The sequence below is a fragment of the Albidovulum sediminis genome, from assembly GCF_025380365.1.
Taxonomy (GTDB): Bacteria; Pseudomonadota; Alphaproteobacteria; order Rhodobacterales; family Rhodobacteraceae; genus Albidovulum; species Albidovulum sediminis.
The window spans coordinates 30,593-55,026 of record NZ_JAOCQF010000006.1 but is presented as its reverse complement, the minus strand read 5'-3'; the positions used below and the strand labels follow the sequence as shown (position 1 = coordinate 55,026).

General features: G+C 65.4%; 21 protein-coding genes. 8 read left to right on the top strand and 13 right to left on the bottom strand.

Features of this window, described 5'->3' with window-relative positions:
• Positions 1–21: 21 nt before the first annotated feature.
• The 6 genes from N5I32_RS19615 to N5I32_RS19590 all read left to right on the top strand — a co-directional run bounded on the left by N5I32_RS19615 (position 22) and on the right by N5I32_RS19590 (position 6,793).
• Positions 22–873, top strand: coding sequence for a flagellar motor protein MotB (locus N5I32_RS19615; RefSeq protein ID WP_261497644.1), 852 nt, complete (start codon positions 22–24; stop codon positions 871–873).
• Between the two features lie 89 nt (positions 874–962).
• Positions 963–2,273 (top strand): flagellar hook protein FlgE, encoded by a 1,311-nt coding sequence (locus tag N5I32_RS19610; protein WP_261497643.1) that lies wholly within the window; start codon positions 963–965, stop codon positions 2,271–2,273.
• Between the two features lie 21 nt (positions 2,274–2,294).
• Positions 2,295–3,749 (top strand): flagellar hook-associated protein FlgK, encoded by a 1,455-nt coding sequence (gene flgK, locus N5I32_RS19605; protein ID WP_261497642.1) that lies wholly within the window; start codon positions 2,295–2,297, stop codon positions 3,747–3,749.
• Positions 3,750–3,751: 2 nt separating this feature from the next.
• Positions 3,752–4,768: a flagellin gene (locus N5I32_RS19600; protein WP_261497641.1), complete on the top strand. Its 1,017-nt coding sequence runs from the start codon at positions 3,752–3,754 to the stop codon at positions 4,766–4,768.
• Positions 4,765–5,862, top strand: a complete 1,098-nt coding sequence (locus tag N5I32_RS19595; protein ID WP_261497640.1) for a flagellar basal body P-ring protein FlgI — start codon at positions 4,765–4,767, stop codon at positions 5,860–5,862. Before N5I32_RS19600 ends, N5I32_RS19595 begins: the two co-directional genes overlap by 4 nt.
• A 73-nt stretch (positions 5,863–5,935) precedes the next feature.
• A complete protein-coding gene (locus tag N5I32_RS19590) occupies positions 5,936–6,793 on the top strand; it encodes an urea carboxylase-associated family protein (protein WP_261497639.1) in 858 nt (285 codons plus the stop codon).
• 43 nt (positions 6,794–6,836) lie between these two features.
• Here the strand turns inward: N5I32_RS19590 and N5I32_RS19585 are convergent, their stop codons facing one another.
• The 13 genes from N5I32_RS19585 to mutM all read right to left on the bottom strand — a co-directional run bounded on the left by N5I32_RS19585 (position 6,837) and on the right by mutM (position 21,982).
• Complete coding sequence (locus N5I32_RS19585) at positions 6,837–8,054, bottom strand: ABC transporter permease (RefSeq protein WP_261497638.1); 1,218 nt, start codon at positions 8,052–8,054, stop codon at positions 6,837–6,839.
• 5 nt (positions 8,055–8,059) lie between these two features.
• Positions 8,060–9,331: an ABC transporter permease gene (locus tag N5I32_RS19580; RefSeq protein ID WP_261497637.1), complete on the bottom strand. Its 1,272-nt coding sequence runs from the start codon at positions 9,329–9,331 to the stop codon at positions 8,060–8,062.
• 85 nt (positions 9,332–9,416) lie between these two features.
• The gene (locus N5I32_RS19575) at positions 9,417–10,511 is read right to left on the bottom strand and encodes an extracellular solute-binding protein (protein WP_261497636.1); all 1,095 of its coding nucleotides are present in this window, start codon (positions 10,509–10,511) and stop codon (positions 9,417–9,419) included.
• A gap of 70 nt (positions 10,512–10,581) precedes the next feature.
• Entirely contained in the window at positions 10,582–11,682 is a 1,101-nt protein-coding gene (locus tag N5I32_RS19570; protein ID WP_261497635.1) for an ABC transporter ATP-binding protein, read from the bottom strand.
• 239 nt (positions 11,683–11,921) lie between these two features.
• Complete coding sequence (gene gyrB / locus N5I32_RS19565) at positions 11,922–14,360, bottom strand: DNA topoisomerase (ATP-hydrolyzing) subunit B (protein ID WP_261497634.1); 2,439 nt, start codon at positions 14,358–14,360, stop codon at positions 11,922–11,924.
• Between the two features lie 79 nt (positions 14,361–14,439).
• Positions 14,440–15,063: a LysE family translocator gene (locus N5I32_RS19560; RefSeq protein ID WP_261497633.1), complete on the bottom strand. Its 624-nt coding sequence runs from the start codon at positions 15,061–15,063 to the stop codon at positions 14,440–14,442.
• 72 nt (positions 15,064–15,135) lie between these two features.
• Positions 15,136–15,579, bottom strand: coding sequence for a VOC family protein (locus N5I32_RS19555; protein WP_261497632.1), 444 nt, complete (start codon positions 15,577–15,579; stop codon positions 15,136–15,138).
• Positions 15,576–16,691, bottom strand: a complete 1,116-nt coding sequence (gene recF, locus N5I32_RS19550) for a DNA replication/repair protein RecF (RefSeq protein WP_261497631.1) — start codon at positions 16,689–16,691, stop codon at positions 15,576–15,578. The genes N5I32_RS19555 and recF overlap by 4 nt, the downstream gene beginning before the upstream one ends.
• A gap of 40 nt (positions 16,692–16,731) precedes the next feature.
• The gene (gene dnaN, locus N5I32_RS19545) at positions 16,732–17,850 is read right to left on the bottom strand and encodes a DNA polymerase III subunit beta (RefSeq protein ID WP_261497630.1); all 1,119 of its coding nucleotides are present in this window, start codon (positions 17,848–17,850) and stop codon (positions 16,732–16,734) included.
• 123 nt (positions 17,851–17,973) lie between these two features.
• On the bottom strand, positions 17,974–19,344 hold the full coding sequence (gene dnaA, locus N5I32_RS19540; protein WP_261497629.1) for a chromosomal replication initiator protein DnaA: 1,371 nt from the start codon (positions 19,342–19,344) through the stop codon (positions 17,974–17,976).
• A 513-nt stretch (positions 19,345–19,857) separates the two neighbouring features.
• Positions 19,858–20,124, bottom strand: a complete 267-nt coding sequence (rpsT, locus tag N5I32_RS19535) for a 30S ribosomal protein S20 (RefSeq protein WP_261497628.1) — start codon at positions 20,122–20,124, stop codon at positions 19,858–19,860.
• Positions 20,125–20,298: 174 nt separating this feature from the next.
• Positions 20,299–21,075, bottom strand: a complete 777-nt coding sequence (locus N5I32_RS19530; protein ID WP_261497627.1) for an enoyl-CoA hydratase — start codon at positions 21,073–21,075, stop codon at positions 20,299–20,301.
• 55 nt (positions 21,076–21,130) lie between these two features.
• Positions 21,131–21,982 carry a bifunctional DNA-formamidopyrimidine glycosylase/DNA-(apurinic or apyrimidinic site) lyase gene (mutM, locus tag N5I32_RS19525; protein ID WP_261497626.1) on the bottom strand — a complete coding sequence of 284 codons (852 nt, stop codon included), beginning with the start codon at positions 21,980–21,982 and terminating at the stop codon, positions 21,131–21,133.
• Between the two features lie 167 nt (positions 21,983–22,149).
• Between mutM and ubiE the strand changes: the two genes are divergently transcribed.
• Together ubiE and ubiB are read left to right on the top strand one after the other, a co-directional pair.
• Positions 22,150–22,902, top strand: a complete 753-nt coding sequence (gene ubiE / locus N5I32_RS19520; protein WP_261497625.1) for a bifunctional demethylmenaquinone methyltransferase/2-methoxy-6-polyprenyl-1,4-benzoquinol methylase UbiE — start codon at positions 22,150–22,152, stop codon at positions 22,900–22,902.
• 1 nt (position 22,903) lies between these two features.
• Complete coding sequence (gene ubiB, locus N5I32_RS19515) at positions 22,904–24,433, top strand: 2-polyprenylphenol 6-hydroxylase (protein WP_261497624.1); 1,530 nt, start codon at positions 22,904–22,906, stop codon at positions 24,431–24,433.
• Position 24,434: the final 1 nt, after the last annotated feature.

Below are 24,434 nucleotides of genomic sequence, written 5' to 3'. Positions count from 1 at the left end.
TGAAGGAAAGGAACTGGTGGGATGGCAGGGCGGAACGATGCCGCGCCGGTCATCATCAAGCGCAAGAAGGTCGTCAACGGCGGCGGGCACCACGGTGGGGCGTGGAAGGTTGCCTATGCCGACTTCGTAACCGCGATGATGGCCTTTTTCATGCTGATGTGGCTATTGAACGCGACGACGGAAAAGCAGCGCAAGGGGATCGCGGACTATTTCAGCCCGACAATTCCGCTCAGCCGGATCTCGGGCGGCGGGGATGGTTCGTTCGGGGGGGAAAGCGTCTTTTCCGAAGACCAGATCGCGCAGAACGGAACCGGCGCCTCGAGCCTCAAGCCTTCGGATGAGCATCAGGCGCTGGGCCAGACCGGCACCGAGACGCAGGACGAGACCGAAGAAAGCGGCAAGTTCTCCGAACACGCCCGGGAAATCGAGGAAGCTCTGATGGGACTTGGCGGCGAAAGCGCGGTCATGGACAATCTGCTCAGGCATGTCCAGACACGCCTGACCGACGAGGGGCTCGTGGTCGAGATCTCCGATCTGGAGGACGAACCACTGTTCGTCGCCCGCACCGATGACCCGACGGAACTGGCCGGGGCCCTGGTGGAGGTCGTGGCAGAGGTGTTCGGTCTTGTCGAAAACCCGATCGCGGTCAACGGCCACATCGCGTCGCTTCCCGAGGTCCTGATCGAGGATCCGTCCTGGGATCTCTCGACCAGTCGCGCGATGCGCGTCCGCCAGATGCTCGAGGACGAGGGGCTTGCGGGAAGCCGGCTGGCCAGGGTCACGGGCCACGCCGATCGCAAGCATGCCTATCGCAATCCGATGGCGGTGCGGAACAACCGGATCGAACTGATTCTCATCCGGTCAGATATCTGAAAAGAAAAGGTTATCTGTCGTTAGGCGGATATTAAGCGCAAGCCGCCACTGTGGTTGCGATTGGGACGCAGCAGCAGAAAGGCGGCATCATGTCCATTTCGTCCTCGCTCAATGCCGGGGTGGCCGGCCTCAGCGCGAACGCCACACGGCTGGCGACAATTTCCGACAACATCGCCAACTCCGGCACCTTCGGTTACAAGCGCGCCTCGACCGATTTCGAGAACTTCGTGATCAATCAGGCACGTGGGGCAGGTACCTATTCCGCCGGCGGCGTCCGGGCCGCGACATCGCGGCTCATCGATGAACAGGGGGCGCTGGTGCCCACCAACAACGCGCTCGACCTGGCGATTTCAGGCCGCGGCATGCTGCCGGTGACACCCGCCGTTTCGCTGAACTCATTCACCGGCGGCGCGCAGCCCCTGATGATGACCACGACGGGCGCGTTCCGGCCAGATGCAAACGGCGTGCTCAGGACCGAATCCGGGCTCGTGCTGCTTGGCTGGCCGGCGAATGCGGACGGGTCTATCCCGGTCCTGCCGCGCGATACCGTCTCCGGCCTTCGGCCGGTGGTCATCACCGCGAACCAGACGGCAGGCGATCCGACGACGACGATGAACCTTGGCGTAAACCTGCCCGCCACCGCGACCGAGGCCGAGGCTGCAGGCAACGCCCTGCCGCTTTCGGTCGAGTATTTCGGCAATCTCGGCACCTCTCACACACTCGATATCACCTTCACGCCGACCGTTCCCGCCACCGGAAGCTCGAACGCCTGGACGATGCAGATCCGCGATTCCGCGCAGAACGGCGCACTCATCGGCGAGTACACACTGACCTTCGACGACACCCGCGCCAATGGCGGCACCCTGGCCTCGGTGACGACCGTTTCTGGCGGCGCCTACGATCCGGCCACCGGTTCGCTCGACCTGACGGTTGCCGGCGGGCCGATTGCGATGACGATCGGCAAGCTGGGCGATGCCAACGGGCTGACCCAGCTTTCCGACAACTTCGCGCCGACCGCGATTTCCAAGGACGGCTCGCCGGTGGGCAATCTGACCACCGTCGAGGTCGACGACAACGGGTTCGTCACCGCCACCTTCGACACCGGCTTCACCCGGCGCATCTACCAGATCCCGGTCGTGGACGTGCCGAATCCGAACGGGCTCATCGCGCTCAACAACCAGACCTTCCAGGTCTCGCCCGACTCGGGTTCGTTCTTCCTCTGGGATGCCGGCGACGGCCCGACCGGCGCGGTCGTCGGTTACGCGCGGGAAGGATCGGCCACCGATGTCGCGGCCGAACTGACCGCGCTGATCCAGACCCAGCGCGCCTACTCCTCGAACGCGAAGGTCATCCAGACGGTGGACGACATGCTGCAAGAAACCACCAACATCAAGCGCTAGCGACGCTGAGCGGGCCAGGCCATGAGCATCTCATCCGCGCTGTCGAACGCCCTGACCGGCCTCACCGCCGCCTCGCGGCGGGCCGATGTGGTCGCGGCGAACGTCGCCAACGCGCTGACGCCCGGATACGGGCGGCGGGAGGTGCAACTGTCCGCGGCCTCGCTCGGCGGCGATGGCGCGGGTGTGCGCATCGTCGGGGTCACGCGTCTGGTGGACAAGGCCGTCATCGGCGACCGACGCCTTGCAGACGCTGAAACCGGAAATGCCAGCCAGCGCACCGATACCCTGGCCCGGATCGAGGCAGCCATCGGCGATCCGACGGAAGCGGGCTCGCTCTCCGCCCGTATCTCGGACCTGGAACAGGCGCTGGTCCTTGCCGCCGCACGCCCCGACAGCGAGTCGCGGCTGCAATCGGTTGCGGATCGCGCAAAGGCCCTGGCCGGGACGCTGAACGACCTGACGGACGAGATGCAGGACATCCGCATGGAGGCGGACCGCAACATCGCGGACCGGGTCGAGGTCCTGAACACGACGTTGCGACAGGTTGACACGCTCAATGCCGACATCCTGGCCTATCGCAGCGCCGGCCGCGACGCTTTGGCCCTGATGGATCAGCGGCAGGTTCTGGTCGATCAGATTGCCCGGATCGTCCCCGTGCGCGAGGTCGCCCGCGACCATGACCAGATCGCGCTGTTCACCACCGGCGGCACCATCCTGCTGGAGGGCAACCCCGCCGAGATCGGATTTTCCGCCGTGGCGACGATCGTGCCGGAAATGACGCTCGGATCGGGCGCGCTTTCGGGTCTGACAGTGAACGGCATGCCCGTTCCGTCGTCTGACGAAGGGCCGCTTGGTGGCGGAAGCCTCGGCGCCCTGCTGGCCGTGCGCGACCAGATCGCCCCGTCGGCGCAGGCGCAGTTCGATTCGCTGGCGCGCGACCTGATCGAACGCTTCGGCGGCCCGGGTGCCGATCCCACGCTCGCACCCGGCGCGCCCGGCATCTTCACCGATGCGGGCGGCCCCGTCGACACCGCGAACGAGACCGGCCTAGCCGGACGGATCGCCTTCAGCGCGCTGGCAGACCCGGCGCAAGGCGGCGCCCTCTGGCGCCTGCGCGACGGCTTGGGGGCGGCAACGCCGGGCCCCGTAGGCGATGCGACGGGATTGCAGGCGCTCGCCGATGCCCTCGCCCGGACGCGCGTTCCGGCGTCGGGCAATTTCATCGGCGCGGCGCGGTCCGCCGCTGGCCTTGCCGCGGACATCGCCTCCCAGATCGCCGGCGCGCGGCTTTCGGCCGAAGCCGCAGGTGCCCACTCTGCGGCCCGCCAGTCCGCGCTGAGCGATCTGGAGCTTGCCGGCGGCGTCGACACCGACGCGGAACTGCAGAACCTTCTGCTGGTGGAGCAGGCGTTTTCCGCAAACGCCCGCGTGATCCAGACGATGGACGAACTGATCCAGCAACTTCTGGGAATTTGACCATGAACAGCGTGTCCTTGGGTGATCTGGCACAGGCTCAGTTCCTGCGGCGATCGAGCGCTGCTTCGGAGCAACGGCTCGCACGGCTGACGGAAGAACTCTCGACCGGACGGCGCGCGGACCTGGCCGCCGCCAGCGGGGGCGACTACAAGATGCTTTCGGGCATCGAACGGTCGCTTGGCATCCTCGCCAGCTACAAGACCGCGACGGATGAGGCCGCGCTGATCGGGACCGGCGTGCAGACCGCCCTGGCCACGGTGCAGGGCCTTTCCGAAGACGCCGGAAACACCTTTGTCTCGGCCGGAACCCTCGGCACCGGTGCCGTCGTCGACAGCGCGGCGGCGACCGCGCGGCAGCAGCTTGACGCGGCGGTCTCCGCGCTGAATGCGAACATCGGGGACCGCTACCTTTTTTCCGGGGCGGCAACCGACCAGAAGCCGCTGGCCGGGTCCGATGCGATCCTCTCCGCGCTGAGGACGGCGACTGCCGGGCTGACCGGTGCCAGCGATACCCTGACTGCGATCCGGGACTGGTTCGATGCCCCCGCCGGAGGGGGCGGCTTCCGCGACCTGGCCTATGGTGGAACGGATGCCGCTGGCGGCCCGTTCCCGATCGGAGAAGGCGAAGGCGCGTCCTTCCGGGTCACGGCTGCCAGCCCGGAAATCCGGCGCGCGATCGAGGGGCTCGCCCTCGGGGCGCTGGTCGCGGAGGGGATGCTTGCAGGCGACACGACGGGGCGGGCGCAGGTCTTGCGGCACGCCGGCGAAACGCTTCTGTCGACGGGAACCAAGCTTTCGGAACTGCGCGGACAGGTCGGATCTGTGGAGGCGGCGATTGAAACTGCCGCAACGCGGAACCAGGCAGAGGCCACGGCCCTCGAGATCGCGCGCAGCAGGATCGTCGCGGCGGACCCCTACGAGACGGCCTCTGCCCTCGAAGCGGCGAGGGGACAGCTGGAACTGATCTACACGATGACCGCGCGTCTCTCCAACATGTCGCTGCTGGAGTACCTGAGATGAGGTTCGCGCTTGCCTTCCTGCTTCTGCTCGTCGCCCAGGGCATCAGCGCCGCGCCCGTGCGCATCAAGGATCTTGCGGAGTTCGACGGTGTGCGCGGCAACGATCTGGTCGGCTACGGGCTTGTCGTCGGGCTGAACGGCACCGGCGACGGCATCCGCAACGCCCCCTTCACCGAAGAGATCATGTCGAACCTTCTCGAGCGGATGGGCGTGAACGTGACCGGGGAGCAATTCCGCCCCAAGAATGTGGCGGCGGTCTTAGTGACCGCGGCCCTTCCCCCGTTCGCGCGCGCCGGCAGTCGGATCGACGTCACGGTTTCTGCGATCGGGGACGCGAAAAGCCTTCTGGGCGGCACGCTGGTGATGACGCCCCTCAACGCGGCGGATGGCCAGATCTATGCGGTGGCCCAGGGTGCCATCGTTGCGGGCGGCGCCGAGGCGGAGGGGGACGGGGCCAAGGTCGTGCAAGGGGTGCCGACAGCGGGCTTCATTCCCCTTGGCGCCCGCGTCGAACGCGAGGTGGAGTTCGAGCTGGCGTCGCTGAGCACGATAAGGATCGCCCTGCGCACCCCCGACTTCACCACCGCTGAGCGCATCGAGGCCGCCGTCAACGGTGAGTTTGGCCGGCCCGTGGCCGTGATGGTCGATCCCGGAACGGTCACGCTGGACATCGGCTCCACCGGCCTGCGGTCGACCGCGCATGCGCTTGGGCGGATCGAGAACCTGCTTGTCGAACCCGAGCGTCGCGCGCGCGTGGTAGTGGACCAGCGGTCCGGCACCATCGTGATGGGCGAGGACGTCCGCATCAGTCGCGTGGCTGTCAGCCAGGGGGGGCTGACTCTGAGGATTGAGGAGGCGCCCGTCGCCGTCCAGCCGAACCCGTTTTCCGAAGGCGAGACGATCCTGGTTCCGCGCACCCGCGCCGCGATCGAGGAGGAAGCGGGCACGGGGCTGGCAGAGGTGGCCGCAGGGTCGTCGCTGTCCGAGGTGGTTGCAGGGCTGAATGCACTCGGCGTGTCGACTCGCGACATGATCGACATCCTGAAAAGTATCCACGCCGCCGGCGCCCTGCATGCCGATTTCATCGTGCAGTAGAAAGTCGGCGCGTGCGTTGACCTGGGCTTTCGCCGCAGGCTAGGGTCGTAGCGGAAAGCACGAGGGGAGCGCAATGGCCAGGACCGACACCATGCCTGCAGATGCGGAAATGCGCAGGCAGATCCGCCCGGTGATCTGCTATCCCGACGAGGGGTTGCCGCAGCCCGACCTCGCGCTCTACCGCTCCGCGCGCGTCGGCGCGCGCAAGGTGGAAGAGGTGACGGTGCCCCCGCGCGAGGCGCGCAGCTTCCGGGTTCCCGCCGGCCACTTCTTCCGGATCACCTCGATCAAGGGACCGCAGGTCGGCGATCTCAACCTCTGGAACGCCTCGGACCTTTCCGAACGGTTCTTTTCCGGCAAGACCCGCGCATTGCATGGAACCCACGTCTCCGAGGGAGACCGGCTCTGGTCCTGCCTTCCCTACCTGCGGCCGATGGCGACGGTGATCGAGGATACGCTTTCATGGTACGGGACGGATCCCTATGGCGGGCGCGTCCACGACGTGATCGGCACCCGCTGCGATCCCTACACCCACCGGCTTCTGTCCGGCGGCACCTATCACCACTGCTGCCACTCGAACCTGACGCGGGCGCTCGCCGTCGAAACGGGGAGGCCCCTGCAGGAGGTTGAGCCACTTGTTCACGACGTTCTCAATGTCTTCATGTGCACGGGCTTCACCCCCGATACGGGCCAGTATTTCATGAAGGCCAGCCCGGTTCGCCCGGGCGACTACCTTGAGTTTCTTGCGGAAATCGATCTTCTGGGTGCCCTGTCCGCGTGCCCCGGAGGCGATTGCTCATCGGAACATTCCAGCGATGCCGCGGCGTGCCACCCGCTGCTTGTGGAGATATTCGAACCGGCTCCCGGCAGCCTTGCGGGTTGGTCGCCGGCAGCCGTCAACGCCTACGACCGCAGCCACGGAGCCGGATAGCCGGCATCCCGCCAGCGGGATGCCGGTGGCCCATCGCCCAGGCTTAGCTCGGGCTCATCCCGCGCAGCCGCTCGGACCGGCGGCGCAGCAGTTCAAGCGTGGTGAGCAGCAGGATCGAGATCACCACGAGGATCGTCGCGACGGCCAGGATGGTGGGAGAGATCTGCTCGCGCAGGCCGGTGAACATCTGCCATGGCAGCGTCTTCTGCACCGCCGAGCCGACGAACAGAACCACCACCACCTCGTCGAACGAGGTGATGAAGGCAAACAGCCCCCCCGAGATGACGCCCGGCAGGATGAGCGGCATCTGCACCTTGAAGAACGTGCGGACCGGTCCCGCACCCATGTTGGCCGCCGCCCGCGTCAGCGAACGGTCGAAGCCGACCAGCGTCGCGGTGACGGTGATGATGACGAACGGAATACCCAGCACGGCGTGGGCCAGGATCACCTTGATGTAGCCCGACAGATCCTTGGAGAAATGAAGCGTATCCTCAAGGAAGACGCCCAGCCCGGAGTAGAAGAAGAACATGCCGGTGGCGGAGATGATCAGCGGCACGATCATCGGGGAAATCAGGATGGCCATGATCGCCCGGCGCCCGGGAACGTGGCTCTGGGAAAGCCCGATCGCGGCCAGCGTGCCCAGCGACACCGAGATGATGGTGGCGAAAGGCGCGATGATGAAAGAGTTCTTCAGCGGCCTGAGCCAGTCAGGGTTGGTCATGAAGTCCTGGTAATGCTTCAGCGAGTAGCCATCGGGATCGAGAGCGAGCATCGCCGGAGTGAAGGTGAAGAAATTCTCTGCATTGAAGCTTAGCGGAATGACCACCGCGATGGGCGCGATCAGGAAAAAGAAGATCAGACCGCAGATCAATCGGAAGGTATTGCTCCAGAGCACGTCGCCCGATGTCGCGTAGACCGGAACGTTGGAACGGTAGTCCCCGGTGTGCAGCCAGTAGGCAAGCCAGCTCAGGACAAGACCGACCAGCGCGCCGAAGACCAGTCCGGCAATTCCTGCCAGCGCGAGTCCGACCACGCCAGTGATGACGGCACCGGCCAGGCGGCCCAGGCTACGCTTAGGGGCAAAGCGAAGGATGACGAGCGCAAGAAGCGCCGCAAAGACGGCACCGGCGGCGGCCCCAAGGACCGGGTTGCCCTTGGCGGTCCCGACCAGATAGCCGAGAAGCGCGCCAGCAACGGCGTTGATCGGTAGGGTAAATCCCGCAAGGCTCGGTGTCGGGACGATGGAAGTCCTGATGGTCATGTCCCTTACCCCAGCTTCACGTTATCGATGCCCACGATCTTGTCGTAGACATAGTAGAGCAGCAGCACGAGGCTGAGCAGGATGGTCCCCAGCGCAGCGGCAAGCCCCCAGTTGAGCGACGACGATATGTGGAATGCGATCCGGTTGGAGATGAACACGCCCTGCGTGCCGCCCACCAGTTCGGGCGTGATGTAGTAACCGATCGCAAGGATGAACACGAGGATCGAACCCGCGCCGATCCCGGGGACCGACTGCGGGAAATAGACCCGCCAGAACGCCGTCCAGTTGGTGGCCCCCAGCGACTTCGCCGCACGCAGGTAGCTGGGCGGGATCGTCTTCATGACCGAATAGAGCGGCAGGATCATGAACGGCAGGAGGATATGCGTCATGGCGATGATGGTGCCGAACTGGTTGTTGATCATCACCAGCCTGTTTGCATCATCGACCAGCCCGACCCACACCAGCAGGTCGTTGATCACGCCCTGCTGCTGGAGAAGCACTTTCCAGGCCGAGGTTCGCACCAAAAGCGAGGTCCAGAACGGCAGCAGCACCAGAATCATGAGGACATTCGACGTCGACGCCCGCAGGTTGGCCAGAAGCCAGGCGACCGGATAGCCGAGCAGAAGGCATGATCCGGTGATCATCAGCGACATCCACATCGTGCGTATGAACAGCGTCATGTAGATGCGCTGCTCTTCCGGGCGCAGCTGGATGCCCTCGGCCGTATTTTCGAGGTCCGCGGCGTTCAGGAAGTAGCCGGCGGTGTAGTGCCCGCTATAGCGTTGCAGGGTCTTCCAGACCTCGATATCGCCCCAGCCCTTGTCCGCCTCGATCAGCTTTTCCTTGAACGGGCCATCCGCGGCCAGGTCCCACTTGCCCACGTTACGGCCCGTCGAGCGAAACAGGGAGGAGATCCCGGGGTTCTCGTAGTTCAGCCGGGTCCCGAGCTTGGTATGGGTCTTGGCCTTAACGGCGGCCTGGAGATCGGTGACCATGGCGGCAAAGACTGCCTCTTCCGGCAGTTCGCCTCGGGTGGGGTCCCAGTCCTTCAGCGCCTCGACCGTCAGCGGCAGCGTCTCCGGGACGATCGCGTTCTCGACCGAACGCCAAAGCATCGAAACGATCGGCGTGACAAAGGTCAACAGAACGAAGATCAGCAAGGGCGCGATCAAGGCGAGCGCCCTGAGCTTCTGGCGGCGCAAGGCGCGGGCCAGAGAGCGCTTCAGCGGCGTTCCGTCCGCGGCCAGCATGGGGCCGGCGTGGGTTGTCTCGCTCATCATCCCCCCGTTTGGTCTTGTCTCGTTGCTAAATCGACAAACGAATGGGGGGCGGGGCCGCAAGGCCCCGCCCCGTCAGATCAGATCACTGGGCAAGCCAGGCCTGGAACTTCGCATCGATGTCGTCGCGATGATCCGCCCACCAGGTGTAGTCGTAGTGAAGCACGTTGGTGGCGTTGGCCGGGTCGGTCGGCATGTGCGGCGCCATTTCGATGCCAAGCGCCTCATGCTTGCCGACAAGCGGCGCCGAAGATGCGCGGGCCGGGCCGTAGGAGATGTACTTGGCCTGATCGGCCAGACGCTGCGTGTCGGTCGCGAACATCAGGAAGTCCATCACGATCGCTTCCTTCTCGGGCGACAGGCCCGTCGGCACAATCCAGCCGTCGATGTCGTAGGACTGCATGTCCCACAGCATCCCGATCGGCTGGTTCTGCTCGGCGATGGCCGAGAACAGACGGCCGTTGAAGGTCGAGCCCATCACCACTTCGCCATCGGCCAGAAGCTGCGGCGTTTCAGCACCGGCGGTCCACCAGACGACCTGGTCCTTGATCGTGTCGAGCTTGGCGAAGGCGCGCGCGACGCCCTCGTCGGTCGACAGCACGCTGTAGATGTCTTCCTTGGCAACGCCGTCGCAGTAGAGCGCCCATTCGACGTTGTCGATCGGACGCTTCTGCATCGCCCGCTTGCCGGGATACTTCGCGAGGTCGAAGACATCGCAGACCGAGGTCGGAGGCGTATCGCCAACGAGGTCGGTGCGGTAGCCCCAGGTGGTCGAATAGACGATCTGCGGCACGAAGCACTCGTTCACGCGGGTGGCGCCGAAGTCGGTGTCGGCGTCGGTCCCATCGGGGGCGGCGGCAAGTTCCGTCGCGCCATCGATGGGACGGGCGAGCCCTTCGTCACACAGACGCATCGAGTCCGACACCGTCACGTCGACGAGGTCCCAGGTCAGGTTGCCGGCTTCGTTCATCGCCCGCAGCTTGGCCACGGCTTCGGCCGAGCTTTCGTCCCAGATGATGTTCACGTCGGGGTGCGCCGCCATGTAGGGCTCGGCATAGGCCTTGAGCTGCGATTCCTGGTAGGCGCCGCCCCAGGACACGAAGGTCAGGTCGACCGCACTGGCCGCACCGGCCGACATGGCCAGCGCAGACGTTGCGAGAAGCAGGTGGGTGGTTTTCATTTATGTCTCCCTATCGGTTCCCGAAATCAAAGGGCGATCCGGGGCCCCGGGAAAGGCCCCGCCCAGTTCGTCAGGCGTCAAGCGCCCTGCAGTCGGTGGGCAACCAGCCGATTTCGATCTGTTCGCCGGGCTGCATCCGGCGCTGATCCGGCGCGTTGCGCGTCTTGACCACGAATTCGTCGTTCCCGGCCACGCGAAGGCGGGTCCGGAAGATGTCGCCCATGTAGATGAACTCAAGCACTTCCGCCTTGAGCGTATGGGCGCCCGGCTGAAGCCGCGCCTTGTTCATCTCGACCCGCTCGGGGCGGATCGAAACGCGCGTCCGCTCACCCGGCCGCGACACGTTGACCGGTTTGCAGTCGATCAGCTCGCCGTCGTCAAGCTCGACCAGCGCAACGCCGTTCCGGATCTCCTTGACCACGCCTTCCAGGGTGTTGTTCTCGCCGATGAACTGGGCGACGAAGCTGTTCTCCGGCTCCTCGTAAAGCTTGTCGGGCGGGGCAAGCTGCTGGATCACGCCGTCGTTGAAGACGGCGACGCGGTCCGACATCGTCAGCGCCTCGGTCTGGTCGTGGGTCACATAGACCACGGTGATTCCGAGGCCATCGGCGATGCGCTTGATCTCGAACTGCATATGCTCGCGCAGCTGCTTGTCGAGCGCGCCGAGGGGTTCGTCCATCAGGACAAGCTCAGGCTCGAACACCAGCGCGCGGGCAAGTGCGACCCGCTGCTGCTGGCCGCCAGAAAGCTGCGCCGGGCGACGGCCGCCGAATTTGCCCATCTGCACCATGTCGAGCGCGCGGCGAACCTTCTCCTCACGCTCCGACTTGCCCATCTTGCGAACCTCGAGCGGGAAGGCGAGGTTCTCGGCGATCGTCATGTGCGGAAACAGCGCGTAGTTCTGGAACACCATGCCGATTCCGCGCTTGTGCGGCGGAATGTTGTTGATCGGGCGCCCGGCCAGCCTGATCTCGCCGTGGGTGGCCGTCTCGAACCCGGCGAGCATCATCAGGCAGGTGGTCTTGCCGGAACCGGAAGGCCCGAGCATCGTCAGGAATTCACCCTTGGCGATGGACAGGTTCAGGTCCTTCACCACGAGGGTTTCGCCGTCGTAGCTTTTCTGGACCCTCTCGAATAGGACAAACGCGTCCCCGGCACCGTGGTCGGTCAATTCGTTCTCCCCGTGTTCATCCCACTCCGGTCTTTGCCGGAGTTGCGCCAAGCTTAGGCAGTGTCGGCGCATCATGCAACTGCAGCACGGTCCTATTGCCGCTATTCCGACCGATATGCAGACAGGAGCGACACGTCCGGCGCCGCCGGATCACCTCTGCGCGACCAGAGGTCGCAACTCGATCCCGATCCTTTGACAAGGCCGGATACCGGGGACGCCGCACTGCGGCAGCGGCCCGATCAGAAATCGAGATTCTCCACGCTCAGCGCGTTCTGCTGGATGAACTCCCGCCGCGGTTCGACGACATCGCCCATGAGCTTGGTGAAGATGTCGTCGGCATCGGCCACGTCCTCAATCCTGACCTGGTTCAGCACCCGCGCGGCAGGGTCGAGCGTGGTTTCCCACAGTTGATCCGGGTTCATCTCTCCCAGACCCTTGTAGCGTTGCAGGGTCAGGCCCTTTTCGCCCTCGGCCAGAATCGCCGCCAGAAGTTCGGTTGGTCCGTGGATAGGCTGTTCGCGGTCCTTGCGGACAAGTCTGGCAAGCGTGCCGTAAACGTCCTGCAGGGCCTTGGTGTGCGTCGCCAGACGCCGCGCCTCGCCGGAGCGCAGGATCTGGCCGTCCAGCGTGCGAATCTCCTCCACCCCGCGCAACGACCGCGTGAACCGCAGGCCGTGATCCTGTGTCGGGCGGCCTTCCCAGCCGCGCTCATACTCGACGGCGACCGCGTCCAGCCGGCGCGCGACCTCGTTCGCCACGCCCTGCGCGTCGGCATCGACACGCCCGGGCAGAAGCGCGCCAGCGATCGCCGATTGCTCAAGCACGTGGGTCGGGTAATGCGTCGGGAAGGCCAGAAGGCTTTTGCGGACCACGCGCGCCTCGTCCACGACCCGCGCGAGGTCTGCACCCGAAATTTCTTCGCCCGACCCGAGTCTCAGCACCGCACCCTCGATGCCTTGCTGGATCAGATAGTCCTCAAGCGCGCCCTGGTCCTTCAGATAAACCTCGGACTTGCCGCGCGCGACCTTGTAAAGCGGGGGCTCCGCGATGAAGAGATGCCCGGCCTCGATCAATTGGGGCATCTGGCGGAAGAAGAAGGTCAGAAGAAGCGTGCGGATGTGGGCGCCGTCCACGTCGGCGTCCGTCATGATGATGATCTTGTGGTAGCGCAGCTTGCCAAGGTTGAACTCGTCCCGCCCGATGCCGGTCCCGAGCGCGGTGATCAGCGTGCCGATCTGCTCTGACGACAGCATCCGGTCGAAGCGTGCCCGTTCGACGTTCAGGATCTTGCCGCGCAGCGGCAGCACCGCCTGGTTCTTGCGTTCGCGCCCCTGCTTGGCCGAACCGCCGGCGCTGTCGCCCTCGACGAGGAACAGTTCCGACAGGGCCGGGTCCTTTTCCTGGCAGTCCGCGAGCTTGCCGGGAAGCGAAGCCACGTCCATCGCGGTCTTGCGGCGCGTCAGTTCGCGTGCCTTCCGGGCCGCCTCCCGCGCAAGCGCCGCCTCGATGATCTTGCCGACGATCGCCCGCGCCTCGGCCGGATGCTCCTCGAACCATTCGCCCAGCTTTTCGTTCACCAGGCTTTCGACCGCGGGGCGGACTTCGGAGCTGACCAGCTTGTCCTTGGTCTGGCTGGAGAACTTGGGGTCCGGCACCTTAACCGAAAGCACACAGGTCAGCCCTTCGCGAGCGTCGTCGCCGGTAAAGTCGATCTTCTCGCGCTTGGCGATGCCGCTGTCCTGCGCGTATTTCGTGAGCGTCCGGGTCAGCGCGCCGCGAAAACCTGCCATATGCGTGCCGCCGTCGCGCTGGGGGATGTTGTTGGTGAACGGCAGCACGGTTTCGTGGTAGCTGTCGTTCCACCACATCGCGACCTCGACCCCGATGCCGCTGCGCTCTCCGGTCATGAAGATCGGCTCGGGCATGACGGCGGTCTTGTGCCGGTCGAGATACTTGACGAACTCTCTTACGCCGCCTTCGTAGCAAAGCTCGGTGCGCTGGAGTTCGGCCCCCCTGTTGTCCTCCAGGATAATCTTCACACCCGAGTTCAGGAAGGCCAGTTCCCGAAGCCGCGTTTCCAGCGTCTTGTAGGAATATTCGAGGTTGGAGAACGTCCCGTCCGGCCGGTTCGTCTTGGCCGAGGCGAGAAAGCGCACCTCGGTTCCCTTTTCGCCCGGCGCCGCGTCACCAACGACGCGCAGGGATTCCGCCGTCTCGCCATTCTCGAAGCGGGCGAAATGTTCCTTGCCGTTGCGCCAGACGCGAAGCTCCAGCCAGTCGGACAGCGCATTCACCACAGAAACGCCCACGCCATGCAGACCGCCCGAGACCTTGTAGCTGTTCTGGTCGAACTTCCCGCCGGCATGAAGCTGGGTCATGATCACCTCGGCCGCCGAGACGCCTTCCGTCGGGTGCAGGTCGGTCGGGATGCCGCGTCCGTTGTCGCGCACGGAAACGGAATTGTCGGCATGGATCCGCACACGCACGAAGTTCGCATGCCCCGCCAGCGCCTCGTCGATGCCGTTGTCGACGACCTCATACACCATGTGGTGCAGGCCCGAACCGTCGTCGGTATCGCCGATATACATGCCCGGCCGCTTGCGAACAGCCTCCAACCCCTTGAGAACCTTGATGGAATCGGCGCCGTATTCAGCCGTGTCTCGCGCGTCGTCGGTCATGCCCGCCCGTCCTGTGCATCCTGCGCATCTTATAGTGCCCGGGGTGGGCAATGTCACGCCACAGCCACAAGATTTTGCGTTACAGGAAGGCGATCACGATCCCGACGAGGACGAGGAGCGACCCCGCCCCCACATTGATCCACCAGAGCGCGCGCGGAGATTTCAGAAGCCGCCGCGCCTGCCCGACGGCGAAGGCGGTCACGAGGTTGCCCGTGAACGGGATGAGGGCGGACATGAACAGGATCACCGCGATGTCCCCGCCGGTGACACGCGACAGGTCGAAGAAGCCCGGAAGCACGCCCATGTAGAACAGCACGGCCTTGGGATTGCCGATAACCGCCGCGACGCCGGCGGAAAAGGCGGGCCAGAGGCCGGGTCGGGTCAGGCGCCCCTCCGCCACCAGGATCGACCGGCTGGCGGTGCGGATCAGCCCCACCCCCATCAGCAGGAAGATTGCCGCAGCGACCCAGTGCAGGATCTCCAGCAGGTTTTCGACCCGGCTCACGACCCAGGTCAGGCCGAAGATCGCGATCAGCGGCCAGATGATGTCACCGATGGTCACGCCCAGCGCCAGCGGCCAGGCCGACCGGAACCCGCCCGAAAGCGCCCGGGCCGTGAGGGCAACGAACACGGGCCCCGGCGTGATCCAGAGGATGACGAGAGCGCCCGCGTAGAACCAGAGCTCGGTGAGCGTGACCGTCATGAAAACCTGCGAAATCCGTCCGTGGCATGCGGCGCGACGCTTGCACGCCGGCGCGGAACATTCAACGGGATTTCAGGGGCTTTCCGAGGGGCGCAGCGGCAGCGTCAGGCTGCCGTCCTGCGCGAGCGGCCAGAACGGGTTCATGGCAAGTTCCCAGACGTGCCCATCGGGGTCGGCGTAGTAACCCGAATAGCCACCCCAGAAGACCTTTTCCGGCGCCTTCAGAGGGGTTGCCCCTGCCGCCAATGCCGCCGACCAGGCGACATCGACCTCTGCCTCGGTCGGAAAATTCTGCGCGAGCGCGATGGCCCCGGTGCCGAGAAGCGCAGCCGGTCGCCCCTGATCCTGAGCCAGGGCCGAACGACCGAACAGGGCCAAGACCGCCCCATGCATCTGGTAGAAGACGACCTCCTCATGCGCCTCTGCGGGTTGCCAGCCAAGCGCCTCGTAGAAGGCGCGCGAACGGGCGATGTCATCGACGCCAAGGGTAATCAGGGTGACGCGCTGGGGGGTCATGCGATGGTCCTTTCGACGGCGCGGGACTGGCCGTCAGTGTCGGCGACCTCGAAGACCTGCGCGCGGGCGCCCAGGCCTTCGAACAGGTCCGCCCCCGTCCCGGTCAAGAACGCCTGCGCGCCGAGTGCACAGATCTCGTCGTAAAGCAAGGCCCTGCGGCCCGCATCGAGATGTGCAGCCACTTCGTCCAGAAGCAGGATCGGAGGGGCGCCGTAATCCTCCGCCAGGGCACGGGCGTTGGCAAGCACGAGCGACAGCAACAGCGCCTTCTGTTCGCCCGTGGACGCCTGCGCTGCGGGTGTGCCCTTGGCCGCATAGATCGCGGCCAGATCGGTCCGGTGCGGCCCGGTCAGTGTTCGTCCGGCAGCAATGTCGCGTGACCGGCCCCGGGCCAGTGCCTCCGCAAGGGCGTCGGCGCCGTCGATGGCCTCCTCTCCCTCGGGCGCGACGATCGTCAGATCGGCCTTCGGAAACGCACCTTCCGTCCCCGTCTGGGCCGCTGTCACGCGATCCACGGCTGCGCGGCGGCTAGCCTGAATGGCCGCGCCCGCCCCCGCCATCTGCGCCTCGAGCGCGCCATACCAGCGCGGATCGCGCACGTCGTCCTTGAGCAGCCGGTTCCTTTCCCGCATGGCCTTCTCATAGGTCAGGACAGCCTCGGCGTGGCCGGGATCGAAGGACAAGGTCATCCGGTCCAGAAAGCGGCGCCGGCCCTCTGCACCTTCGATCCAGAGCCGGTCCATCGCCGGCACGAGCCAGAGCATGCGGACGATCCGACCGAGAACTGCCTGCGCGACCGGCTTGCCGTCGACGAGAACCGACCGGCTGCTGCCGGGTTCGGCAAAGGTCTCGATCTCGTGGACCTGACCGATGCAGTCCACCGAGGCGCGGATCTTCCAGCCTAGCGACTCGGGCCGCCTCGCAAGCTCCTCCGCGCCCGCCCGTCGCAGCCCGCGCCCGGGCGACAGAAGGGAAAGCGCCTCGAGGATATTGGTCTTGCCGGCCCCGTTCGGCCCGAAGATAGCGACCGGGCGGCCTTCGAAAGCCATTTCCGTCCGGCGGTGCGAACGGAAATGCGAGATCAGCAGGTTATCGACGGCAAGTCGCGGCACGTCTTGTGCCTTTCGATCGAGGCTCCGGCCGGGCAGCCAATCAGACGCGCATCGGCATCACGACATAGACCGCGGACATGTCGTTGCCTTCCCGCATCAGGGTCGGGTCGCCGGAGGAGTTGAAGAGGAACACCGCATTTTCCCGGTCGACCTGACTGGCGATCTCCAGCAGGTATTTCGCGTTGAACCCGATCTCCAGGCGATCGTCACCATAGGCGACCGCCAGTTCCTCTTCGGCCGCACCGGCATCGGGTGCGTTGACGGAAAGCACCAGGCGATCCTCGTCCAGTTGCAGCTTCACCGCGCGCGACCGTTCCGACGACACGGTGGCCACACGGTCGACGGCCTTGGCAAACTCGGCCGCGTCGACCTCAAGCCGGCGGGTGTTCGCGACGGGGATGACGCGCGTATAGTCCGGGAACGTCCCGTCGATCACCTTCGAGGTCAGCGTGATCGCCGGCGTGGCGAAACGCACCTTGGTTTCGGAGACCGAGACGGCGATGTTCGACTCGTCGTCGTCCAGAAGCTTGCGCAACTCGCCCACGGTCTTGCGCGGAATGATGACGCCCGGCATGCCCTGCGCCCCTTCGGGCAGGGGCGCGTCGATGCGCGCCAGACGGTGCCCGTCGGTCGCCACGCAGCGTAGCACCGGGCCGCCCTCGCCCGTGGCCACATGCATGTAGACGCCGTTCAGGTAGTACCGGGTTTCCTCGGTCGAGATGGCGAACTTCGACTTGTCGAACAGCCGCCGGAGAACCGGGGCGGGCGCCGAAAAGTTGGCGGTGTATTCCGACGATGCCATCACCGGAAAATCTTCCCTGGGCAACGTTGCGAGCGAGAATGTGGATCGCCCCGCCTCGACCGTCAGGCGGCCTGCGGCGGCGTCGGAGGTGATCTGCACCAGGGCGCCGTCGGGCAGCTTGCGCACGATTTCATGCAGCATGACCGCCGATACGGTCGTGGCACCCGCCCGTTCCACCTGCGCAGGCGCCCGGTCCACGACCTCGATGTCGAGGTCAGTGGCGCGGAAACTGACGGTGCTGCCTTCGGCCTCGATCAGCACGTTGGCGAGAATCGGGATCGTGTTCCGCCGCTCGACCACCGACTGGGCCTGCCCGACCGCCTTTAGAAGGGTCGCGCGTTCGATGCTGATCTTCATTTCCGTCCCCTGATTTGCCGGGAGGGCAGGATTAACAAATTTTTCCCAACGCTCAAGAAGTATCCCTCCTGCGCACCTGAGGCAGGCCCCGCCTGAACAAAGGCCAGGGCCGTGCGCGGCGGGTCAGGATTCCAGCAGCCGCCGCAGCAGGCTCAGATCCTCGGACAGCTGGCTGTCGCTTCCCTTCAACTCCTCGATCTTGCGGATGCCGTGCATGATCGTGGTGTGATCGCGCCCGCCGAAGCGGCGTCCGATCTCGGGCAGGGAGCGAGTGGTCATGTTCTTGGCAAGATACATCGCGATCTGGCGGGGCCTGGCGATGGTGCGCATCCGCTTGGGCCCGATCATGTCGGACAGCCGGATGTTGTAGTGTTCCGCGACCTTGCGCTGAATCTCCTCGATCGTGATCTTGCGCTCGGAGGCCCGCAGGATGTCCGCGAGGCAATCCTGCGCGAGGTCGAGCGTGATTTCCCGCCCGACCAGCGAGGCGAAGGCGAAAAGCCGTGTCAGCGCGCCTTCCAGCACGCGGACGTTGGTCGTGATCCGGTGAGCGAGGAACTCGAGGATGCCATCGGCCATTTCCAGGCCACCGTGACGGGCGCGGTAGGCTTCGGCCTTCTGCTGAAGGATGCCCAGCCGCAACTCGTAGTCGGTCGGATGCAGGTCGACCACCAGGCCGCATTGCAGGCGGCTCTTGATCCGCTCCTCCAGGTCCTTGATCTCGCCGGGCGCGCGGTCGGCGGAGATCACGATCTGCTTGTTCTGGTCTACCAGCGCGTTGAAGGTGTGGAAGAACTCCTCCTGCGTCGAGTCCTTTCCGGCGATGAACTGGACATCGTCGACCATCAGGACATCGACCGCGCGGAACATCTCCTTGAAGTCCATGATCTGCTTCTCGCGCAGCGCTTGGATGAAGCGGTACATGAACTGTTCGGCAGACAGATAGAGCACGCGCAGATCCGGGCGGCCCGTGCGAAGCTCATGTGCGATGGCGTGCATCAGGTGGGTCTTGCCCAAGCCGACCCCGCCATAAAGGAACAGCGGGTTGAAGGTGGTCGTCCCCCCTTCCGCGACCCGGCGGGCCGCAGCATGGGCAAGTTCGTTCGGCTTGCCGACGACGAAACTGTCAAAGGTGAAGCGGGGATCGAGCGGCGCGCCCGGCAGATCGGCCTCCTCGCCCGTGCGCGGGGGGGCAGACGGCAGGCGGTTTCGCGCCGGTGCCTCGGCAACCCTGGCGATCGGGACGGGACGCGGGCCGCTGACCAGGAATTCGACGCGATCCACTGTCTGCCCGGACTGCGCAAGATGGGCGCGGATGTGTTCGCCGAAGTGGCGCATCACCCAGTCGCGCATGAACTTGGTGGGGGCTTCGAACCGGGCGATGCCGCCGTCCAGGTCGATCAGGCGCAGCGGTTCGATCCAGGTGACGAAGTTGTTCTGGCCAACTGCCTTGATAAGCCCATCTCGCACTTGCCCCCAGGTATCGTTTGTCATTCTCGCCTTGCCCACAGGTTACAGCGCCCCTTTCACGGGTTTCGCTGTCTCTTATCGGCGCTTCAGCCGGCTTGGGCACCGCCCGGACCCCGCGCAGATACGGGGAACGCGGCGACGTGCCCTCAAGGGGCATCCGGTGGACATGACAACAGGCTTGGGCCGGAACGCTCCAGCCAATCAAACCCATCGGTACGAGACGCGGCAAGCAGCTGCCGACATCCGAAACGTGCACACCCGACACCATTCTTGCCGGCGTTTCTTCGCGCTTTCCGAATCAGGATCTCCGGAAAAGCGGATGGTGTGCGCCATGTCCCCCCAAGACGACGTGAATCGCCCCATGACGCTACCAAGTCGGGCGAAGCCGCCGCAACTGAACTTCTAGCTTGACTCACTCTTTGTCGCAGCGAATCCCGGAGGGAGTGCAAAGAAGGCACAGATGCAGTCCGGCGGTGCAAAATGCAAAAGGCGCGACCGGAGGGCGCGCCTTACGCAAGTGTCTGATATTGAAGCAGTTTACTGCGCGATCGACTTAACGCGGGCCGCCAGGCGCGACATCTTGCGCGCCACCGTGTTCTTGTGGAGAACCCCCTTGGTCACACCGCGCGCCAGTTCGGGCTGCGCTGCGCGAAGGGCGGTGGAGGCGACCTCCTGGTTGCCCGAAGCGATCGCTTCCTCGACCTTGCGAAGGAACGTGCGGATGCGCGAGCGGCGGGCCTTGTTGATATCCTTGCGACGCTCGGACTGGCGGGCGCGTTTCTTTGACTGGGGCGTGTTAGCCATTGAGTTTTCCCAACTTCCGGGTTTGTTTCGATACCTTCGCGCAACAAAGCCCGGTCGTCCCAGCGAACCGGATGATTCTAGCCTGAGCGGGCTCCACGCGCATGTAACGGCGCCGCTTAAGGCAAATCACGCGCAAAGGGAAGCCCAATCTTGCGCCGCCCGGCCCTCAAGGCCTCAACGGTCGCGGAACTGCGGCTCGCGCTTTTCCAGAAAGGCGCTCATGCCTTCCTTCTGGTCCTCGGTCGCGAACAGCGCATGGAACAGGCGACGCTCGAACAGGAGCCCTTCGCGCAACGTGGTCTCGTAACTGCGGTTGACCGCTTCCTTGACCGCCATGACGGAAAGGGCCGACTTCTCCGCGATCTTGCGCGCGGCGGCCATTGCCTCGGGCAAGAGCTTGGCCACGGGCACGACACGACTGACCAGGCCGGAACGTTCGGCCTCGGCCGCGTCCATGAAACGCCCGGTCAGGTTCATGTCCATCGCCTTGGCCTTGCCGACGAACCGGGTCAGCCGCTGGCTGCCACCGATGCCGGCCATTGTGCCAAGGTTGATCTCCGGCTGGCCGAACTTCGCCGTGTCCGACGCGATGATGAAATCGCACATCATGGCAAGCTCGCATCCCCCGCCCAGCGCGTAGCCCGATACCGCGGCGATGATCGGCTTGCGGCAGCGCAGGAACGCCTCGGTGCTCTGGGTGAACAGATCCTCGGTGAAGACGTCGACAAAGGACTTCTCCGCCATTTCCCGGATGTCGGCCCCGGCAGCGAAGGCCTTTTCCGATCCTGTAAGCACGATGCAGCGGACCTTGTCGTTGGCCTCCGCAGCGGCGACCGCCGCCGAAAGCTCCCGCAGCAGGCGCGAGTTCAGCGCGTTCAGCGCCTCGGGCCGGTTGAGCCGGATCAGGGCGACGTAGTCCTCAACCTCGACGATGAGCGTATCGTAGGCCATGGCAGTCCTCCCTGATCTTCCGGCGGACCCTATCAGCCGGGGCAGGGCAATCAAGTCATCTTTGGCAGCGCGGACAGTAGAAACTGGACCGCCCGGACTGGACGACGCGCGCCACGGTCCCGCCGCAGCCGGGCTTCAGGCAGGCTGCACCTTCGCGGTCGTAGACGCGGAATGCGTGCTGGAAGTAGCCAAGCTCCCCATCTGCCTGACGGTAATCGCGCAGCGACGATCCGCCCGCCTCGATCGCCTCGGCCAGAACGGCCCGGATCACCGGAACCAGGCTGCCCGCGCGCCGGGCAGACAGCCGCCCCGCCGCCCGCCGCGGATCGACGCCGGCACGGTGCAGAATCTCGCTGACATAGATGTTGCCAAGCCCGGCGACGAGCGTCTGGTCGAGCAGGGCAGCCTTGATCGGCGTCTTGCGACCGGCAAGCCGGCTGACCAGGTAATCCTCGCTGAACATGTTCCCCAACGGCTCCGGCCCGATGTCGCGAAGCAGCCGGTGCGCGTCTCCCGAAGCGGTGTCGAAAAGGTCCATTGCGCCGAAGCGCCGGGCGTCGTTGAACGTGACCCGCGCCCCGCCCTCCATGTCGAGCACGACATGATCGTGCTTCGCGGGGGCAGGATGGTGGTGGTAAAATGCTCCTTGCGCGACCCCAGAGACCAGCATGCGCCCCGACATGCCGAGATGGACGAGCAGCGTTTCGCCGGTCGAAAGATCGGCCAGGATGTATTTCGACCGGCGGCGCAGGCCCAGCACGCGCGCGCCGGTCAACCGCGCGGCCATCCTCTCAGGCAGGGGAAAGCGCAGGTCACGGCGGTTCACCTGCGCCTGCACGATCCCCTTCCCCTCCATCACCGGAAGCAGGCCGCGGCGCACGGTTTCAACCTCGGGTAGTTCAGGCATCGCGGGTCACCTTCTCCTTTTCGCTCCGTTGCGGCTTTGCGGTCCCCCGGACCGGCCTGCGCTCATCCCCCGGCAATGCGTCGCATGGCCCCGCCCGCCGCGATCGGTCAATTGTATCTGCCGCGCGCTCAACTATAACTGGCGCCAGCCAAAGGAAAGCAAGCGCCTTGACCCCTGCCGAAAAGCCGACCACCCATTTCGGGTTCCAGACCGTGGACGAAGACCAGAAGGCCGGGATGGTCCACGGCGTCTTCACCCGCGTGGCCAACCGATACGACATCATGAACGACCTGATGAGCGCGGGTGTCCACCGGCTCTGGAAGGACGCGATGATGGACTGGCTCGCACCGCGCTCCGGACAGGCGCTTCTTGACGTGGCGGGGGGGACCGGGGACATCGCCTTCCGGTTCCTCGCCCGGGCGCCGGGTGCCACCGCAACGGTTCTGGACATGACGGAATCGATGCTGGTCGAAGGGCAGAAGCGCGCCGAGGCCGAACGCCTGTCGGATCGCCTGACCTGGGTCGCGGGCGACGCGATGGCGCTGCCGTTTCCGCCGGCTAGCTTCGACGTCTACACCATCAGCTTCGGCATCCGGAACGTCACGCGCATCCCGGACGCGCTTTCCGAGGCTTACCGCGTTCTCAAACCCGGCGGACGGCTCATGGTGCTGGAGTTCAGCCAGCTGCCGAACCCGGCGATGCAATGGGCCTACGACAGGTATTCGTTCAACGTGATCCCGGTCATGGGCCAGATCGTGGCGGGCGACCGTGACAGCTATCAGTACCTCGTCGAATCGATCCGCCGCTTTCCGGATCAGGAGACGTTTGCCGGCATGATCCGCGCGGCCGGGTTCGATCAGGTCAGGTACCGCAACCTGACGATGGGTGTCGCTGCCCTTCATTCCGGCTGGAAGATCTGACGTGCGCGGACCCCACAATCTCTGGCGGCTGATCCGCACCGGCGCCACGTTTGAGCGCACGGGCGCGATGAAGGTGGCGCTCGAGGCGATGGAAGCGCCGCCGAGATTGCGCGCGCTGGCGCGCGTGCTTGGCTGGCCGTTCAAGTGGCTGGGCTATGCCGGCGATCCCGCGCTGCCCCCGATCACGCGCGCGATCACCGCGCTTGGCCCCGCCTACATAAAGTTCGGCCAGGTCCTGTCCACGCGTCCCGATGTGGTCGGGGTCGAGCTTTCGAACCAGTTGCGCGTGCTTCAGGACAAGCTGCCCCCCTTTCCGCGCGACGTGGCGATCCGGGTCGTGGAGGCGGAACTGGGCCGGCCCCTGTCGGATATCCTGAGCGAGTTTTCCGAACCCGTCGCCGCCGCCTCGATCGCCCAGGTGCACCGGGCGCGGACCGCCGCCACGGGCGAGGAGGTCGCGGTCAAGGTCCTGCGTCCGGGGATCGAGCGCGCTTTCCGCCGCGACATCGACGCGTTTCACTTTGCGGCCGGCCTGATCGAATTGATGTCGCCCGCATCGCGCCGTCTGCGCCCGTCCGACGTCATCTCTCATTTCGAGGGCGTCGTGATGGGCGAGCTTGACCTCCGGCTGGAGTGTTCCTCGGCCTCCGAATTCGCCGACAAGACCGCGAGGGACAGCGGATTCCAGGTACCCAAACCGCACTGGGCGCTGTCGTCGCGCCGCGTGATGACACTCGGCTGGGCCGAAGGCATTCCGCTGGGCGATGTCGAGGCCATCCGCGCCGCCGGTCACGACTGCACGGCACTTGCGGAGCGGGTGCTGCAACTTTTCCTCAGCCATGCCCTGCGCGACGGCTTCTTCCATGCCGACATGCACCAGGGAAATCTCAAGGTCGCGGCGAACGGTGACCTGATCGCCTATGACTTCGGCATCATGGGCCAGATCGACGAATATACCCGGCGCGTCTACGCGGAAATCCTGATCGGCTTCATCCGCAAGGATTACCGCCGCGTCGCCGAAGTGCATTTCGAGGCGGGGTATGTGCCCGCCGACCGCGACATTGACGAATTCGCCCGCGCGCTGCGCGCGGTGGGCGAGCCGATCTTCGGCATGGACGCCAGCCAGATCTCGATGGCGCGGCTCCTGTCCTACCTTTTCGAGGTGACCGAGCGGTTTGGGATGCAGACGCGCACGGAACTTATCCTGTTGCAGCGCACGATGGTGGTGGTCGAAGGCGTCGCCCGATCGCTCGACCCGCACATCAATATCTGGCAAGTGGCCCGGCCTGTGGTCGAAGCCTATATCCGGGAAAACGTGGGGCCGCAGGCTGTCGTCCGCGACATGCTGCGCACGGCGCGGGTGCTGGGGCGGTTCGGGCCCAGGCTTCCCGGTCTGGTGGAAAACCTTCTGAGCGAGCGGGCGAGGCCGCAGTCTCCGGGCGGGCCGTCGGCATTCGGGCAGATGACGGCGCCGTTCCTTGCGGGCATCGTCGTCGCACTTGCGGCCTTCGGCATCGCCAGCCTGTTCTGAG

Bases quoted from the DNA above. Each gene is read 5' to 3' on its own strand.
- N5I32_RS19555 (WP_261497632.1), bottom strand. From the start codon at position 15,579: ATGACCCCCCAGCGCGTCACCCTGATTACCCTTGGCGTCGATGACATC.
- N5I32_RS19600 (WP_261497641.1), top strand. From the start codon at position 3,752: ATGAACAGCGTGTCCTTGGGTGATCTGGCACAGGCTCAGTTCCTGCGG.
- rpsT (WP_261497628.1), bottom strand. From the start codon at position 20,124: ATGGCTAACACGCCCCAGTCAAAGAAACGCGCCCGCCAGTCCGAGCGT.
- N5I32_RS19610 (WP_261497643.1), top strand. From the start codon at position 963: ATGTCCATTTCGTCCTCGCTCAATGCCGGGGTGGCCGGCCTCAGCGCG.
- N5I32_RS19575 (WP_261497636.1), bottom strand. From the start codon at position 10,511: ATGAAAACCACCCACCTGCTTCTCGCAACGTCTGCGCTGGCCATGTCG.
- gyrB (WP_261497634.1), bottom strand. From the start codon at position 14,360: ATGACCGACGACGCGCGAGACACGGCTGAATACGGCGCCGATTCCATC.
- N5I32_RS19590 (WP_261497639.1), top strand. From the start codon at position 5,936: ATGGCCAGGACCGACACCATGCCTGCAGATGCGGAAATGCGCAGGCAG.
- N5I32_RS19580 (WP_261497637.1), bottom strand. From the start codon at position 9,331: ATGAGCGAGACAACCCACGCCGGCCCCATGCTGGCCGCGGACGGAACG.
- flgK (WP_261497642.1), top strand. From the start codon at position 2,295: ATGAGCATCTCATCCGCGCTGTCGAACGCCCTGACCGGCCTCACCGCC.
- N5I32_RS19595 (WP_261497640.1), top strand. From the start codon at position 4,765: ATGAGGTTCGCGCTTGCCTTCCTGCTTCTGCTCGTCGCCCAGGGCATC.
- N5I32_RS19585 (WP_261497638.1), bottom strand. From the start codon at position 8,054: ATGACCATCAGGACTTCCATCGTCCCGACACCGAGCCTTGCGGGATTT.
- N5I32_RS19530 (WP_261497627.1), bottom strand. From the start codon at position 21,075: ATGGCCTACGATACGCTCATCGTCGAGGTTGAGGACTACGTCGCCCTG.
- mutM (WP_261497626.1), bottom strand. From the start codon at position 21,982: ATGCCTGAACTACCCGAGGTTGAAACCGTGCGCCGCGGCCTGCTTCCG.
- N5I32_RS19615 (WP_261497644.1), top strand. From the start codon at position 22: ATGGCAGGGCGGAACGATGCCGCGCCGGTCATCATCAAGCGCAAGAAG.
- dnaA (WP_261497629.1), bottom strand. From the start codon at position 19,344: ATGACAAACGATACCTGGGGGCAAGTGCGAGATGGGCTTATCAAGGCA.
- dnaN (WP_261497630.1), bottom strand. From the start codon at position 17,850: ATGAAGATCAGCATCGAACGCGCGACCCTTCTAAAGGCGGTCGGGCAG.
- N5I32_RS19560 (WP_261497633.1), bottom strand. From the start codon at position 15,063: ATGACGGTCACGCTCACCGAGCTCTGGTTCTACGCGGGCGCTCTCGTC.